The organism is Paraburkholderia mimosarum LMG 23256 = NBRC 106338, assembly GCF_000739815.1.
Lineage (GTDB): Bacteria > Pseudomonadota > Gammaproteobacteria > Burkholderiales > Burkholderiaceae > Paraburkholderia > Paraburkholderia mimosarum.
The window spans coordinates 131021-144205 of sequence record NZ_BBJJ01000006.1; the positions used below are offsets into that span (position 1 = coordinate 131021).

A 13185-nucleotide genomic window follows, 5' to 3' on the forward strand; every position below is an offset into this window, starting at 1 on the left:
TTTGCGACAAAAAGAGTAATCGCTGTGGCCAAACGTCTTATGGACAAAGGCGTCAACCGGGGACCCGATCGAAGTCATAGTCCGCTCGGATGCAGGCGATTATTCTCTTAATTACGCTAAATATAGCCTAACCAGTTGTCTTCTTCGTCGATTTCGGGCTGCACAATCTGGTCCATGCCGACATCCGAAGAAAAAACCGCTTTTTCCGAACGTCTGAAGTTCGCGATGAAGCGCGCGCCCGAAAAACTGCGTGGCAGCACCGATCTGGCCAACCGGTTCAACCTGCGCCATCACGGCGAGCATCCGGTGTCGCCGCAAACCGCTCACAAGTGGCTGAGCGGCCGCACGATTCCGACGCACGACAAACTGGAAACGCTCGCGAAATGGTTCGACGTCGACCTTCACTGGCTCCATTACGGTCCGCCGGGCAGCGCGGGCTCGGGAGTGCCGCGACCCCGCAAGCCCGACGACAAATACCCGCTTTCCGAGGAAACGCTCGAGCTGGCCTCGAAGATCGAGTTGCTCAGCGCTCATCACCGCTATCTCGTGCAGGAGCTAGTTGCCCAATTCTACGGCGACGCGGACAAGGACTGACCCGCCCGCACGAACGCCGCGCTTTGCGCGATCACGGAAACGGTGCTCCAGCAAGGCAAAAAGCCGTCCGGTTCTTACCGGACGGCTTTTTTTTCGAGGTTCAGGTAGCGGCTTCGCGCCGCCATCCCGATCAGGCTGCCTTCGTCGTCTTGCCTTTGCCCATCATGCGCGTGATGTAGTACTGCTGCGCGATCGAGAGCACGTTGTTCACGACGTAATACAGCACGAGACCGGCCGGGAAGAAGAAGAACATGACCGAGAACGCGATCGGCATGAACATCATCATCTTCGCCTGAACGGGGTCCGGCGGCGTCGGGTTCAGCTTCGTCTGCACGAACATCGAGACGGCCATCAGCACCGGCAGGATGAAGAACGGGTCCTGCTGCGAGAGGTCGTGGATCCAGAGAATCCACGGCGCGCCGCGCATTTCCACCGACGAGAGCAGCACCCAGTACAGCGAGATGAACACCGGAATCTGGATGACCACCGGCAGACAGCCGCCGAACGGATTCACCTTCTCGGTCTTGTAGAGCTCCATGAGCGCCGCGTTCATTTTTTGCGGGTCGCTCTTGAAGCGCTCGCGCAGCGCCTGCATGCGCGGCGTGATTTCCTTCATGCGCGCCATCGACTTGTAGCTGGCGGCGGAAAGCGGGAAGAACACGGCCTTGATGAGCAGCGTGAGCAGCACGATCGACCAGCCCCAGTTGCCCACGTAGCCGTGGATCTTCTCGAGCAGCCAGAAGAGCGGCTTGGCGATGATCGTCACCCAGCCGTAGTCCTTCACGAGCTCCAGACCCGGCGCAATGCCTTCGAGCATGCGCTCTTCCTGCGGACCGGCGAAGAGGCGCGCCTGCACGGTTTGCGTCGCCCCCGGCGCGATCGTGCCGAGCGGCTGCTTCATGCCCACGCGGTACAGTGAGTTGTCGAACTTCTCGACGTAGATGCTGCGTTTGACGCCTTGCTGCGGGATCCACGCGGTGGCGAAGTAGTGCTGCACCATCGCGATCCAGCCGTTGTCGGACTGGGTCACGAAGTCGGCCTTGTTCTTGTCGATGTCACCGAACGTGATCTTCTGGAAATGATGCTCGTTCGAGTACACAGCCGGGCCGATGAACGTGTGCGAGAAGCGCGGCGTTTCGACGGGCTCGCTGTCGCGCACGATTTCCATGTAGAGCGTGGGCGAGACCGGTGCGCCGCTGACGTTCTGCACCTTCCAGTCGACGCCGATCACGTAGCTGCCGCGCGTGAACGTGTAGGTCTTGGTGACCTTCACGCCGCCTTTCTCGGGCGACTGCAGCGCGACCTGGAATGAGTTGGCGTCGCCGGTCAGCTCGCGCGGACCTTCGAGCGCGGTGAACACGTCGTTGTGATTCGGGAAGTCGCCGCCGAGCAGACCCGTACGCGCGAGGTACGTGTGGTCGTTCGTGTGGTCGAACAGCGTGATGTACTGGTCGGGGCCCTTGCCGTCGGCGCTTTCCTTCACGAGCGAAAGCTTCACGAGCGTGCCGCCGCGCGTGTCGATCACGCCGTCGTAGACGTCGGTGCGGAAATGCACGAGTTGCGCCGCGGCGGCGGCGGGCTGGGCGGTGTTCGTCGGCGCCTGGCCTGCGGGCGTGGCCGCCGGCAGGTCGGACGCGCCGTTGGCGGCGCTAGCGGGCGCGGGGCCGCTGGTGGCGGTTTGCGTCTGCGTTTGCGTCGCGTTCGGGAAGAACATCGACTGGCGTCCGTGGTCGCGCTGCCAGTTGTCGTACAGCATGACCGCTGACATGAAGAAAATGACCCATAGGACGGTGCGTTTGATATCCATGCGTTGTCTCAGTGTCGATGCAATGGCGCGTCAGCGCTTTTTCGGAGAGGCGGGTGGGACGAGATCGACGCCGCCCGCCGAAAACGGATGGCAGCGGCACAGCCGCCGTGCGGCGAGGTAAGTCCCGCGCGCGGCGCCATGATACTGGATTGCCTCGCGCGCGTAATCCGAACAGGAAGGATAAAAACGGCAGCGGTTGCCGAGGAGGGGACTCACGGCAAGCTTGTAGAAACGCAGCAGTGCGATCAGTACCGTTTGCATGGCGTTGCGGCCCGACTGCGCCGCGCTCGATGACGAACCACGTGCCGCTTGCGCGGGGTCTACTTCGGAAATGCCGGACTCGCGCGCCCCGCTCATGACGAGCGGGAATTGCCGTGGGCCGGCGGCAAATCGTTACCGGCCTGGTCACGGGCCGGTTCTGCTGGTTCTGCCGGTTCTGCAAGTGGTGCCGCGACCTGCGTCGTGCAAGGGGTGCGCGCGGATGTCGCAGGCGTGGCAGGCAACGCGGCCGCACGCCGCGTGACTTCGCGCGCGGCCTTTTCCAGCAAGGTCTCGATCTCGCCGCGGCACAACGCTTTGAGCCCCGGCGAAGACGCGCAGGGCAGTGCCTTGCGGTCGAATTTCGTATGCAGGCGCAACAGCAGGTCGAAGCCTTCGAACTGCGCGCGACGCACGCGAAACGCCTCGCGCGCGATACGGCGCACCAGATTGCGCGTGACCGCGCGCGGCGCGAACTTCTTGCCGATTACGAGCCCGAGCCGCGCCTCGTTGCCCGTGGGCCGCCCGTACACGACGAAGTGCTCGGTGCGGCGCCAGGGGCGCAAACGAAAAACGGATGAGAACTCATCCGTTTTCAGTAGCCTTGCGGCTTTCGGAAAAGCGGCTTGCGTTCGCGACGGCATGATGCCTTGATCGAATGCCAGGTTTGCCCTGTTCACTGTGTCCGCGACCGGACCGCTACCCGTGATTTCGCTGATAGCGATGCTGCCCGACTTAGACGGCGAGGCGCTTGCGACCCTTCGCACGGCGTGCGTTGATCACTTTGCGGCCACCGGCGGTCTTCATGCGCACGCGGAAACCGTGGGTACGCTTGCGACGGGTAACGGAAGGTTGGAAAGTACGTTTCATGTTGCTCTCACTGTTGAGTTTTGACCGCGGCGAGCATCGCGGAAAAAAGCAATGGCCGGTGGTACTAGGGATTGGTTTTCGCGGAACCCGCTATTTAAGCCGGTTTTTCGTTGGCCGTCAATAGGTTAGGGTATCGAACCGTGTACGACAGTCAGATTGAGGCACCCATTGGCCACGAGCTGACCACCGGTTGGGCACTGGCTGGCCGCTGCACGAGCCGAACGGCCGTGCGTTGATCCGTCCCTGTGGATAACTTCCTGGCGAGGGGATTTCGGCGTTAGAATCTCGCCTATCCTAAGAATCCTGCATGCCGCTCCGGCCAGCCTGCTTGCCGCAAGACCTTTGCCGCACGGGCTTCCGGAGCTATTGCTGTCGCCTCGTCAGGGCCTCGTCGCGTTTGTGCGGCAAGAGCGAAGCGGCGGCAACGCATGCAAACAAAACGACCACAGCAACTCGATGAACGATTTCTGGCAACACTGTTCCGCACTGCTGGAGCGTGAGCTAACGCCCCAGCAGTACGTGACGTGGATTAAACCGTTGGCCCCGGTTGCCTTCGATGCTGCGGCGAACACGCTGCAGATAGCCGCTCCCAACCGCTTCAAGCTCGACTGGGTCAAAAGCCAGTTTTCGGGCCGGATCACCGATCTGGCGCGTGACTTCTGGCAGACCCCCGTCGACGTGCAGTTCGTCCTCGACCCGAAGGCGGGCATGCGCGCGCCTCATGTGGCGCCCGCCGCCGCTCCGCGCGCGCCGCTGGCCGCCGCGCCGGCCGTGGCCGCGGCCGCTCACCAGCCGGCTGCCGTGACCGCCGGCACGGGTCTGGCCGGCATGGTGCAGGCGGCCTCAGTCGCGGCGCACGCCGCCGCCGACGATGCCGCCGATCTCGATCTGCCGAGTCTCGACGCCAACGAAGCCGCCGCCGGCCGCCGCACCTGGCGCCCGGGCCAGGGCGCGGCCGCCGCTGCATCGAGCAGCGAAGCCGATCCGACCTACGAGCGCTCGAAGCTCAACCCGGTGCTCACGTTCGACAACTTCGTGACCGGCAAGGCGAATCAGCTTGCGCGCGCGGCGGCCATCCAGGTGGCGGACAATCCGGGCATCTCGTACAACCCGCTGTTTCTGTATGGCGGCGTGGGCCTCGGCAAGACCCACCTGATTCACGCGATCGGCAACCAGCTCCTGCTCGACAAGCCGGGTGCGCGCATCCGCTACATCCACGCGGAGCAGTACGTGTCCGACGTGGTGAAGGCGTACCAGCGCAAGGCGTTCGACGACTTCAAGCGCTACTACCACTCGCTCGACCTGCTGCTGATCGACGATATCCAGTTCTTCTCGGGCAAGTCGCGCACGCAGGAAGAGTTCTTCTACGCGTTCGAGGCGCTGGTCGCCAACAAGGCGCAGGTGATCATCACGAGCGATACCTATCCGAAGGAAATCTCGGGTATCGACGACCGCCTGATCTCGCGCTTCGACTCGGGCCTGACCGTGGCGATCGAGCCGCCCGAACTGGAAATGCGCGTGGCCATCCTGATGCGCAAGGCGCAGTCGGAAGGCGTGAGCCTGAACGAGGATGTGGCGTTCTTCGTCGCCAAGCATCTGCGCTCGAACGTGCGCGAGCTCGAAGGCGCGCTGCGCAAGATCCTCGCTTATTCGAAGTTCCATGGCCGCGAGATCTCGATCGAGCTCACCAAGGAAGCGCTCAAGGACCTGCTGACGGTGCAGAACCGCCAGATTTCGGTCGAGAACATCCAGAAGACGGTGGCCGACTTCTACAGCATCAAGGTCGCCGACATGTATTCGAAGAAGCGCCCGGCCAATATCGCGCGACCGCGCCAGATCGCCATGTATCTGGCCAAGGAGCTGACGCAGAAGAGCCTGCCGGAAATCGGCGAGCTGTTCGGCGGCCGCGACCACACCACGGTGCTGCACGCCGTGCGCAAGATCGCGGACGAGCGCACCAAGGACGCCCAGCTCAACCACGAGCTGCACGTGCTGGAGCAGACGCTGAAGGGTTGATCGCAGGTCATCAGCAGGTGAATGGCCGGGGTAATGGTCGGATCTTCGACCACCCGCCGGCGGGTTAGGCCTGTTTATTTCGCGGATCGCCCCCAATTTAGGGAAGTGGTCCGTTTTCAGGCACAATATGGGTTTAACCGCCCGGCGGTCCGGGGCGGGAACCACGCCGCGGCCTGTTCTGCATCAACCGTCCTGGCGGCGCCGGTGGTCGCATGACATACGTGGGGTCATGTCGGCAAAAACGGCGCCAGGCGGGCGAGCAGACCGTCACATCAACGAAGGAACTCTATGCAACTGGTCAAGACCGAACGCGATAACCTGCTGAGGCCGCTGCAAACGGTGAGCGGCATTGTCGAACGCCGCCACACGTTGCCGATCCTCGCCAATCTGCTGATCACCAAAACCGGTTCCGACGTCTCGTTCCTGTCGACCGACCTCGAGTTGCAGATCACCACGACCGCCGACTTCGGCGTGGGCAATGACCAGGTGGCCACGACGGTCGCGGCGCGCAAGCTGCTCGACATCCTGCGCGCGATGCCCGACGGCCAGGTCACGCTCACGCTCGCCGACAAGCGCCTCACGGTGCAGTCGGGCAAGAGCCGCTTCGCGCTGCAGACGCTCGCCGCGGACGAGTTCCCCACGGTGGCCCAGGCGAAGGACTTCGGCGCGAGCCTTTCGGTGCCGCAGAAGACCTTCCGCCAGTTGCTCGGCATGGTGTACTTCGCCATGGCGCAGCAGGACATCCGCTACTACCTGAACGGCATGCTGCTCGTCGTGGACGGCGACCAGCTCATGGCCGTGGCGACCGACGGCCACCGCCTCGCGTTCTCGTCGATGAAGATCGAAGGCTCGTTCGCGCGCCAGGAAGTCATCATCCCGCGCAAGACCATTCTCGAACTCCAGCGCCTGCTCGAAGACATCGACGATTCGCTGAAGATCGACATCGGCGCGAGCCAGGTGAAGTTCACGTTCGGCCAGGTCGAACTGGTTTCGAAGCTCGTGGAAGGCAAGTTCCCCGACTTCCAGCGCGTGATTCCGAAGGCGCACAAGAACACCTTCCAGATCGGGCGCGAAGAGCTGCAACGCTCGCTGCAACGCGCGGCGATTCTCACGTCCGACAAGTTCAAGGGCGTGCGCTGCATCATCGAGCCGGGCCAGCTCAAGATCATGTCGACCAACGCCGACCAGGAAGAGGCGCAGGAAGAGCTGGAAATCGCCTACCAGGGCGACACCATCGACATCGGGTTCAACGTCACGTATCTGCTCGACGTCCTCGCGAACCTGAAGGTCGACAACCTGGAAGTGAGCCTCGGCGACGCCAGCTCAAGCGCACTCATCACGATTCCCGAGAACGAGGAATTCAAGTACGTGGTGATGCCAATGCGCATCTAGAAAGCGCGACAGAAGAAGAACACCAGGGGGCGCTGCGCCCCTTTGGCGTTTTTATGGCTTTTTGAAAGAGTCTCGAGCAGCAACACAGGCAGTACGCAGAACCGGAAAATTCCATGACTGATACGAACAACTCGCAACCCGACAACAGCAGCTATGGCGCCTCGTCGATCCAGATCCTCGAAGGACTGGAGGCGGTGCGCAAGCGGCCCGGGATGTACATCGGCGACACGTCGGACGGCACCGGTCTGCACCACCTCGTCTTCGAAGTGCTGGACAACTCGATCGACGAAGCCCTCGCCGGCTATTGCAACGACATCCACGTGGTGATTCACGCGGACAACTCCATCTCGATCACCGACAACGGCCGCGGCATTCCCACGGACGTGAAGATGGACGACAAGCACGACCCGAAGCGCAGCGCCGCCGAAATCGTGATGACCGAGCTGCACGCGGGCGGCAAGTTCGACCAGAACAGCTACAAGGTTTCGGGCGGCCTGCATGGCGTGGGTGTATCGTGCGTGAACGCGCTTTCGAGCTTTCTGCGTCTCACCGTGCGCCGCAACGGCAAGAAGTACTTCATGGAATTCCACCGTGGCGTGCCGCAGAACCGCGTGCTCGAAGAGCGCGACGGCCACACGGTCTCGCCCATGCAACTGCTCGGCGACACCGAAAACCGCGGCACCGAAGTGCACTTCATGGCCGATGAAACGATCTTCGGCAGCGTGGAGTATCACTACGACATTCTCGCCAAGCGTATTCGCGAACTCTCCTTCCTCAACAACGGCGTACGCATTCGCCTCACCGACCAGCGCACCGGCAAGGAAGACGACTTCGCGTTCGCGGGCGGCGTGAAGGGCTTTGTCGAGTACATCAACAAGCAGAAGCAGGTGCTGCACCCGAACATCTTCTACGTGCAGAGCGAGAAGGACGGCGTGGGCGTCGAAGTGGCGATGCAGTGGAACGACAGCTACAACGAGAGCGTGCTCTGCTTCACGAACAACATTCCGCAGCGCGACGGCGGCACGCACCTCACGGGCCTGCGCGCGGCGATGACGCGCGTGATCAACAAGTACATCGCCGACAACGAGATCGCGAAGAAGGCCAAGGTCGAAACCTCGGGCGACGACATGCGCGAAGGTCTTTCGTGCGTGCTCTCCGTGAAGGTGCCGGAGCCGAAGTTCAGCTCGCAGACCAAGGACAAGCTGGTTTCGTCGGAAGTGCGTGCGCCCGTGGAAGAAGTGGTGGCGAAGGCGCTCGAAGAATTCCTGCTGGAAACGCCGAACGACGCCAAGACCATCTGCGGCAAGATCGTCGACGCCGCGCGTGCGCGTGACGCCGCGCGCAAGGCGCGCGAGATGACGCGCCGCAAGGGCGTGCTCGACGGCGTGGGCCTGCCGGGCAAGCTCGCGGACTGCCAGGAGAAGGATCCGGCGAAGTCGGAAGTCTATATCGTCGAGGGCGACTCGGCAGGCGGCTCGGCCAAGCAGGGCCGCGACCGCAAGTTCCAGGCAATCCTGCCGCTGCGCGGCAAGGTGCTGAACGTCGAGAAGGCGCGCTACGACAAGCTGCTTTCGAGCGAGCAGATCGTCACGCTGATCACGGCGCTTGGCTGCGGCATCGGCAAGGACGACTACAACCTCGAGAAGCTGCGCTATCACCGCATCATCATCATGACCGACGCGGACGTGGACGGCGCGCACATCCGCACGCTGCTGCTCACGTTCTTCTACCGCCAGATGCCGGAAATGATCGAGCGTGGCTACGTGTATATCGCGCAGCCGCCGCTCTACAAGCTCAAGGCGGGCAAGGACGAGCGCTACCTGAAGGACGACGCCGACCTCAACGCGCACATGCTGCGGCTCGCGCTGCAAGGCTCGGAACTCGTGCCGAGCGAAGGTGCAACGCCGATCTCGGGCGACGCGCTCGGCGAACTCGCGCGTTCGTATCAGCTTGCGCGCGGCGTGGTGGACCGTTTGAGCCGCCTGTACGACGTGCGCGCGCTCGAAGCGATCATGGACGGCGTGGCGATCGATCTCGCGAGCGAAGAATCGACCGAGGCTTCGGCGCGCGCGCTCGAGGCGCAGCTGCGCGACGATCCCTTGAAGCCCGAAGTGACCGTGGTGCCGATGTACGACCCGGTGCGCGAGCAGCGTTCGCTGCGGGTCGAGCGCCGCCATCACGGCAACGTGAAGGTGTCGGTGATCGACGAGGAGTTCCAGCTCACCGCCGATTATCAGCAGCTCGTGAACACCGCCAACACGTTCAAGGGCTTGATCGGCAAGAACGCGTTCATCAAGCGCGGCGAGCGCAGCATGGCCGTGAACGACTTCAAGAGCGCGATGAAGTGGCTGATTGCCGATGCGGAGCGCAACGTGTCGAAGCAGCGCTATAAAGGCCTCGGCGAGATGAACCCCGGGCAGCTGTGGGAAACGACGATGGATCCGGCTGTGCGCCGTTTGCTGCGCGTGCAGATCGAGGATGCGATTGCCGCCGATGGCATCTTTACGACGCTCATGGGTGATGACGTCGAGCCGCGTCGTGCGTTCATCGAGAGCAATGCGTTGCGGGCGGGGAATATTGACGTTTGAGCGTCTGTGTCTGCGTTGTCGCCCGCGAAAGAGCGCCCTTCGGGGCGCTTTTTTTTCGCCGGCATCCTATCCACAACCCCCAGCGGATAACCCTCGGAAAACCCCTGGAAATCACTGTGCACGAATCGGGGATAACTTCGACGGCGCAAAAAAAGCGGAAAAGTTGCCAGCAGCAGCCTGGCGTTGTCCCGTTAACGCCCGCAAGGTTATGATTTCTCCACAGCCTTGTTTACTCAATGGTTTTCCTCGGTTATCCACAGATTACCCAGGGGCTTGTTAACTATTACTACGTTTACGTATACATAAGTTAAAAAAACCTTAGAACCCTCGCATCGGAAACGGCGATGCCGCCGGAAAACTGCCCAGGCGGCATCGCGGGAACCCTGCTGCGGACAGCGCGCATCAAGCCAGCGGAATATAAAGTTCCGTCTTCAAGTCCTCCGGCGCCGCCTGATCGGGCGTATTCAGATAAATCTCGAACGAAGGCGCCGAATAGTCCGGAGTCCGGCCCAGCCTGTTCAACCCTTCGTTGTAGAACCACATCCACGCCCGCTGCAGCCCCTCGTACGGCCCCGTGTGCAGCATCATTGCGTGCTCGCCGCCGCGCAGCTGAAACTTCTCGACAGGCGCCACGATTTCCACGTCGGTTTCGTGCCCCAGATGCAGCGCCGCCTTCGAGCGCAGCTTCGATGCTTCGACCGTATTGGGATCGTCGTAATAGATGCCGACCATCTTCGCGCCCGATGTCCGCACATTGCGCTCGCCGAGCCATTGCGCGAGCGTGTAGAAAGCGTCACCGATCTTCGTGTACGGGCCCACGTGACTGACGGCGAGCAGATCCATTGGCTCGAGCGTGACGAGCTTCACTTCATGGTTTGGCATGATGGTGCCTCCGATGCGATGGCCACGCGAATGCGCAGCCGCATGCGAACGAAGATAGCACCGCGCCACGGGCGACGTACTTCACGTGCCGCGCGAGCCTCAGAGACTCACGCGCGTTACCGGATGTTCCGCGAGCCACGCGTTCTCCGCGTCGTCGTATAGCCGCGAGCGCGTGAGAAAGCGCAGGCCCGTGGGTCGCTCGAGCGAAAACATGCCGCCGCTGCCCGGCACGGCATCGATGATGAGCTGAGTGTGTTGCCAGTACTCATATTGCGCCTCCGTCATGTAAAACGGCATGCCGCCGATCTCGCCCAGTTGCACGTCGGCGTTGCCGACCATGAACTCGCCGACGGGAAAGCACATGGGTGCGCTGCCGTCGCAGCAGCCGCCCGACTGGTGAAAGAGCACGGGGCCGTGCTCGCGCGCGAGCTGCTCGATCAGCGCGAGTGCGGCCGGTGTGGCGGTAACGCGTTCGACCATGTCGCAACGCTCCCGATGAGGTGATGGACGAAGCGGCGCACCCGTCGCGGGGCGCGCCGCCATGGGCACGCTGCGCGATCAGAAGAACCCGAGCGGCTGCTCGCTATAGCTCACGAGCAGGTTCTTGGTCTGCTGGTAGTGGTCGAGCATCATCCTGTGGTTTTCGCGCCCGATGCCCGACTGCTTGTAGCCGCCAAACGCGGCATGCGCGGGGTAGGCGTGATAGCAGTTCGTCCAGACGCGGCCCGCCTGGATCGCGCGGCCAAAGCGGTAGGCGCGCGTACCGTCGCGCGTCCACACGCCTGCGCCCAGGCCGTAGAGCGAGTCGTTGGCGATTTCCAGCGCTTCTTCTTCGGTCTTGAAGGTCGTGACCGAAACCACCGGCCCGAAGATCTCTTCCTGGAAAATGCGCATCTTGTTGTGGCCGCGGAAGACAGTGGGCTTCACGTAGTAGCCGTCGCTGAGTTCGCCGCTCAGCTGGTTGCGCTCGCCGCCGATCAGGCATTGCGCGCCTTCCTGCTTGCCCAGCTCGATGTACGAAAGGATTTTCTCCAGCTGCTCCTGCGAGGCCTGCGCGCCGATCATGGTCTTCGTGTCGAGCGGGTGGCCTTGCTGGACCGCCGCGACGCGCTTGAGCGCGCGTTCCATGAAGCGGTCATAGATCTTCTCGTCGATGAGCACGCGCGACGGGCAGGTGCAAACTTCGCCCTGATTCAGCGCGAACATGGCGAAGCCTTCGAGCGCCTTGTCGAAATAGCTGTCGTCGTGGTCGAGCACGTCGGCGAAGAAGATGTTCGGGCTCTTGCCGCCCAGCTCGAGCGTCACCGGAATGATGTTCTGGGCCGCGTACTGCATGATGAGGCGGCCCGTCGTCGTCTCGCCCGTGAAGGCGATCTTGGCGATGCGCTTGTTCGAGGCGAGCGGCTTGCCGGCTTCGAGACCGAAGCCGTTCACCACGTTGAGCACGCCCGGCGGCAGGAGGTCCTGGATCAGCTCGGTGAGCACGAGGAACGAGGCGGGCGTCTGCTCGGCCGGCTTGAGCACCACGCAGTTGCCGGCCGCGAGCGCGGGCGCGAGCTTCCAGGCGGCCATCAGGATCGGGAAGTTCCACGGAATGATCTGGCCGACCACGCCGAGCGGCTCGTGGAAGTGATAGGCAACCGTGTCGTGATCGATCTCGGAGATGCCGCCTTCCTGCGCGCGCACGCAGCCCGCGAAGTAGCGGAAGTGGTCGACGGCGAGCGGGATATCGGCGGCCAGCGTTTCGCGCAGCGGCTTGCCGTTGTCGATGGTTTCGGCAACGGCGATCTTGTGCAGGTTCTGCTCGATCCGGTCGGCGATGCGGTTCAGGATGTTGGCGCGCTCGGTGGGCGAGGTCTTGCCCCATGCGGCCTTGGCCTTGTGGGCGGCGTCGAGCGCGAGTTCGATGTCGGCTTCGCGCGAGCGCGGAATGGACGTGAACGCGTGACCGGTAATGGGCGAGATGTCGTCGAAATACTCGCCGCCGAGCGGGGCCACCCACTCGCCGCCGATGAAGTTGCCATACTGCTTCTTGAAGGGGAATTCGGTGGTCAGGAATTGCATCTCAGCGTGATTCATCTCCGTGCTCCTCTGTGTTCTCGATCTCGATATGGATGGACGCAGCGAAGCTGCGCTACCGCGGCATCTAACGCGAGAAGCATGCCAGCGCGGCGGCGCGGCCGCGCCTCGCTTCGTGGCGGTGGGCCGGCGCGTCCGCGCCCGGGAAATGCGCGACCCGGGCCTTGCGGGCGGCGAGCGGATTGTGTCAGGCCGGAACAGAGCGAGCGTCCCGATTGCTCAAGAAGTGAACAGCCTTTGGGGGCGCGTTTCGGCTGGAATCGGAGATTTGCGCGCTCCAGCCACAACATGCGGTAGGCTTTGCACCCTTAACAGTCAGGAGAGTCTGCATGTCGAGTACTTCATTCGTTTGCCGCAACCAGTCTTGCGGCACCCCGTGGGAACAGAGCGAGGTCGTGATCAAGAACGAAGGGCAGGGGCCCTTGTTCCGTTGCCCCCTATGCGGCGCACGCAACTATCTGGAGCAATTCGAAGACGACGAGGGCAACGTCGTCTACGAACAGGTGGACGGCAAACCTTTCCTCTGAGTGCTGGCGGCCAGAGGATCTGGGGTGCAAGCGTGGCACGATAAAAAGCCGCCAACCACATAAGGCGCGGGCGGCGCGAGTTCCGATCTTCGTCCAGCATGAGCGGATCGCGCCTTGCCTCCCGCGGACGATTGAGAGCCCAAGGAAGCGTGCGAAAAGCAAAGATGGCAGT

Annotated in this window: 12 protein-coding genes; 5 read left to right on the forward strand and 7 right to left on the reverse strand. The window is 62.8% G+C overall.

Annotation, left to right across the window (positions count from 1 at the left end):
• Positions 1-174 precede the first annotated feature (174 nt).
• Positions 175-594: a transcriptional regulator gene (locus BMI01S_RS07020; protein WP_028211946.1), complete on the forward strand. Its 420-nt coding sequence runs from the start codon at positions 175-177 to the stop codon at positions 592-594.
• Positions 595-724: 130 nt separating this feature from the next.
• On the opposite strand, the gene yidC is transcribed toward BMI01S_RS07020, so the two are convergent.
• The 4 genes from yidC to rpmH all read right to left on the reverse strand — a co-directional run bounded on the left by yidC (position 725) and on the right by rpmH (position 3529).
• Complete coding sequence (gene yidC, locus BMI01S_RS07025) at positions 725-2401, reverse strand: membrane protein insertase YidC (RefSeq protein ID WP_028211945.1); 1677 nt, start codon at positions 2399-2401, stop codon at positions 725-727.
• A 30-nt stretch (positions 2402-2431) separates the two neighbouring features.
• A complete protein-coding gene (yidD, locus tag BMI01S_RS07030) occupies positions 2432-2662 on the reverse strand; it encodes a membrane protein insertion efficiency factor YidD (protein WP_028211944.1) in 231 nt (76 codons plus the stop codon).
• 92 nt (positions 2663-2754) lie between these two features.
• A complete protein-coding gene (rnpA, locus tag BMI01S_RS07035) occupies positions 2755-3303 on the reverse strand; it encodes a ribonuclease P protein component (protein WP_081715989.1) in 549 nt (182 codons plus the stop codon).
• Between the two features lie 91 nt (positions 3304-3394).
• The gene (gene rpmH, locus BMI01S_RS38830) at positions 3395-3529 is read right to left on the reverse strand and encodes a 50S ribosomal protein L34 (protein WP_026120950.1); all 135 of its coding nucleotides are present in this window, start codon (positions 3527-3529) and stop codon (positions 3395-3397) included.
• Between the two features lie 456 nt (positions 3530-3985).
• On the opposite strand from rpmH, the gene dnaA reads away from it, so the two are divergent.
• From dnaA to gyrB, 3 genes are all read left to right on the forward strand, one after another.
• Entirely contained in the window at positions 3986-5545 is a 1560-nt protein-coding gene (gene dnaA / locus BMI01S_RS07045) for a chromosomal replication initiator protein DnaA (protein ID WP_028211943.1), read from the forward strand.
• Between the two features lie 288 nt (positions 5546-5833).
• A complete protein-coding gene (gene dnaN / locus BMI01S_RS07050; protein WP_028211942.1) occupies positions 5834-6937 on the forward strand; it encodes a DNA polymerase III subunit beta in 1104 nt (367 codons plus the stop codon).
• Between the two features lie 113 nt (positions 6938-7050).
• A complete protein-coding gene (gyrB, locus tag BMI01S_RS07055) occupies positions 7051-9525 on the forward strand; it encodes a DNA topoisomerase (ATP-hydrolyzing) subunit B (RefSeq protein WP_028211941.1) in 2475 nt (824 codons plus the stop codon).
• Between the two features lie 402 nt (positions 9526-9927).
• On the opposite strand, the gene BMI01S_RS07060 is transcribed toward gyrB, so the two are convergent.
• The 3 genes from BMI01S_RS07060 to adh all read right to left on the reverse strand — a co-directional run bounded on the left by BMI01S_RS07060 (position 9928) and on the right by adh (position 12486).
• Entirely contained in the window at positions 9928-10407 is a 480-nt protein-coding gene (locus BMI01S_RS07060) for an AraC family transcriptional regulator (RefSeq protein WP_028211940.1), read from the reverse strand.
• 99 nt (positions 10408-10506) lie between these two features.
• Positions 10507-10887, reverse strand: a complete 381-nt coding sequence (locus BMI01S_RS07065; RefSeq protein WP_028211939.1) for a DUF779 domain-containing protein — start codon at positions 10885-10887, stop codon at positions 10507-10509.
• Positions 10888-10965: 78 nt separating this feature from the next.
• A complete protein-coding gene (gene adh, locus BMI01S_RS07070; protein ID WP_028211938.1) occupies positions 10966-12486 on the reverse strand; it encodes an aldehyde dehydrogenase in 1521 nt (506 codons plus the stop codon).
• Between the two features lie 329 nt (positions 12487-12815).
• On the opposite strand from adh, the gene BMI01S_RS07075 reads away from it, so the two are divergent.
• Entirely contained in the window at positions 12816-13013 is a 198-nt protein-coding gene (locus tag BMI01S_RS07075; protein WP_028211937.1) for a hypothetical protein, read from the forward strand.
• Positions 13014-13185: the final 172 nt, after the last annotated feature.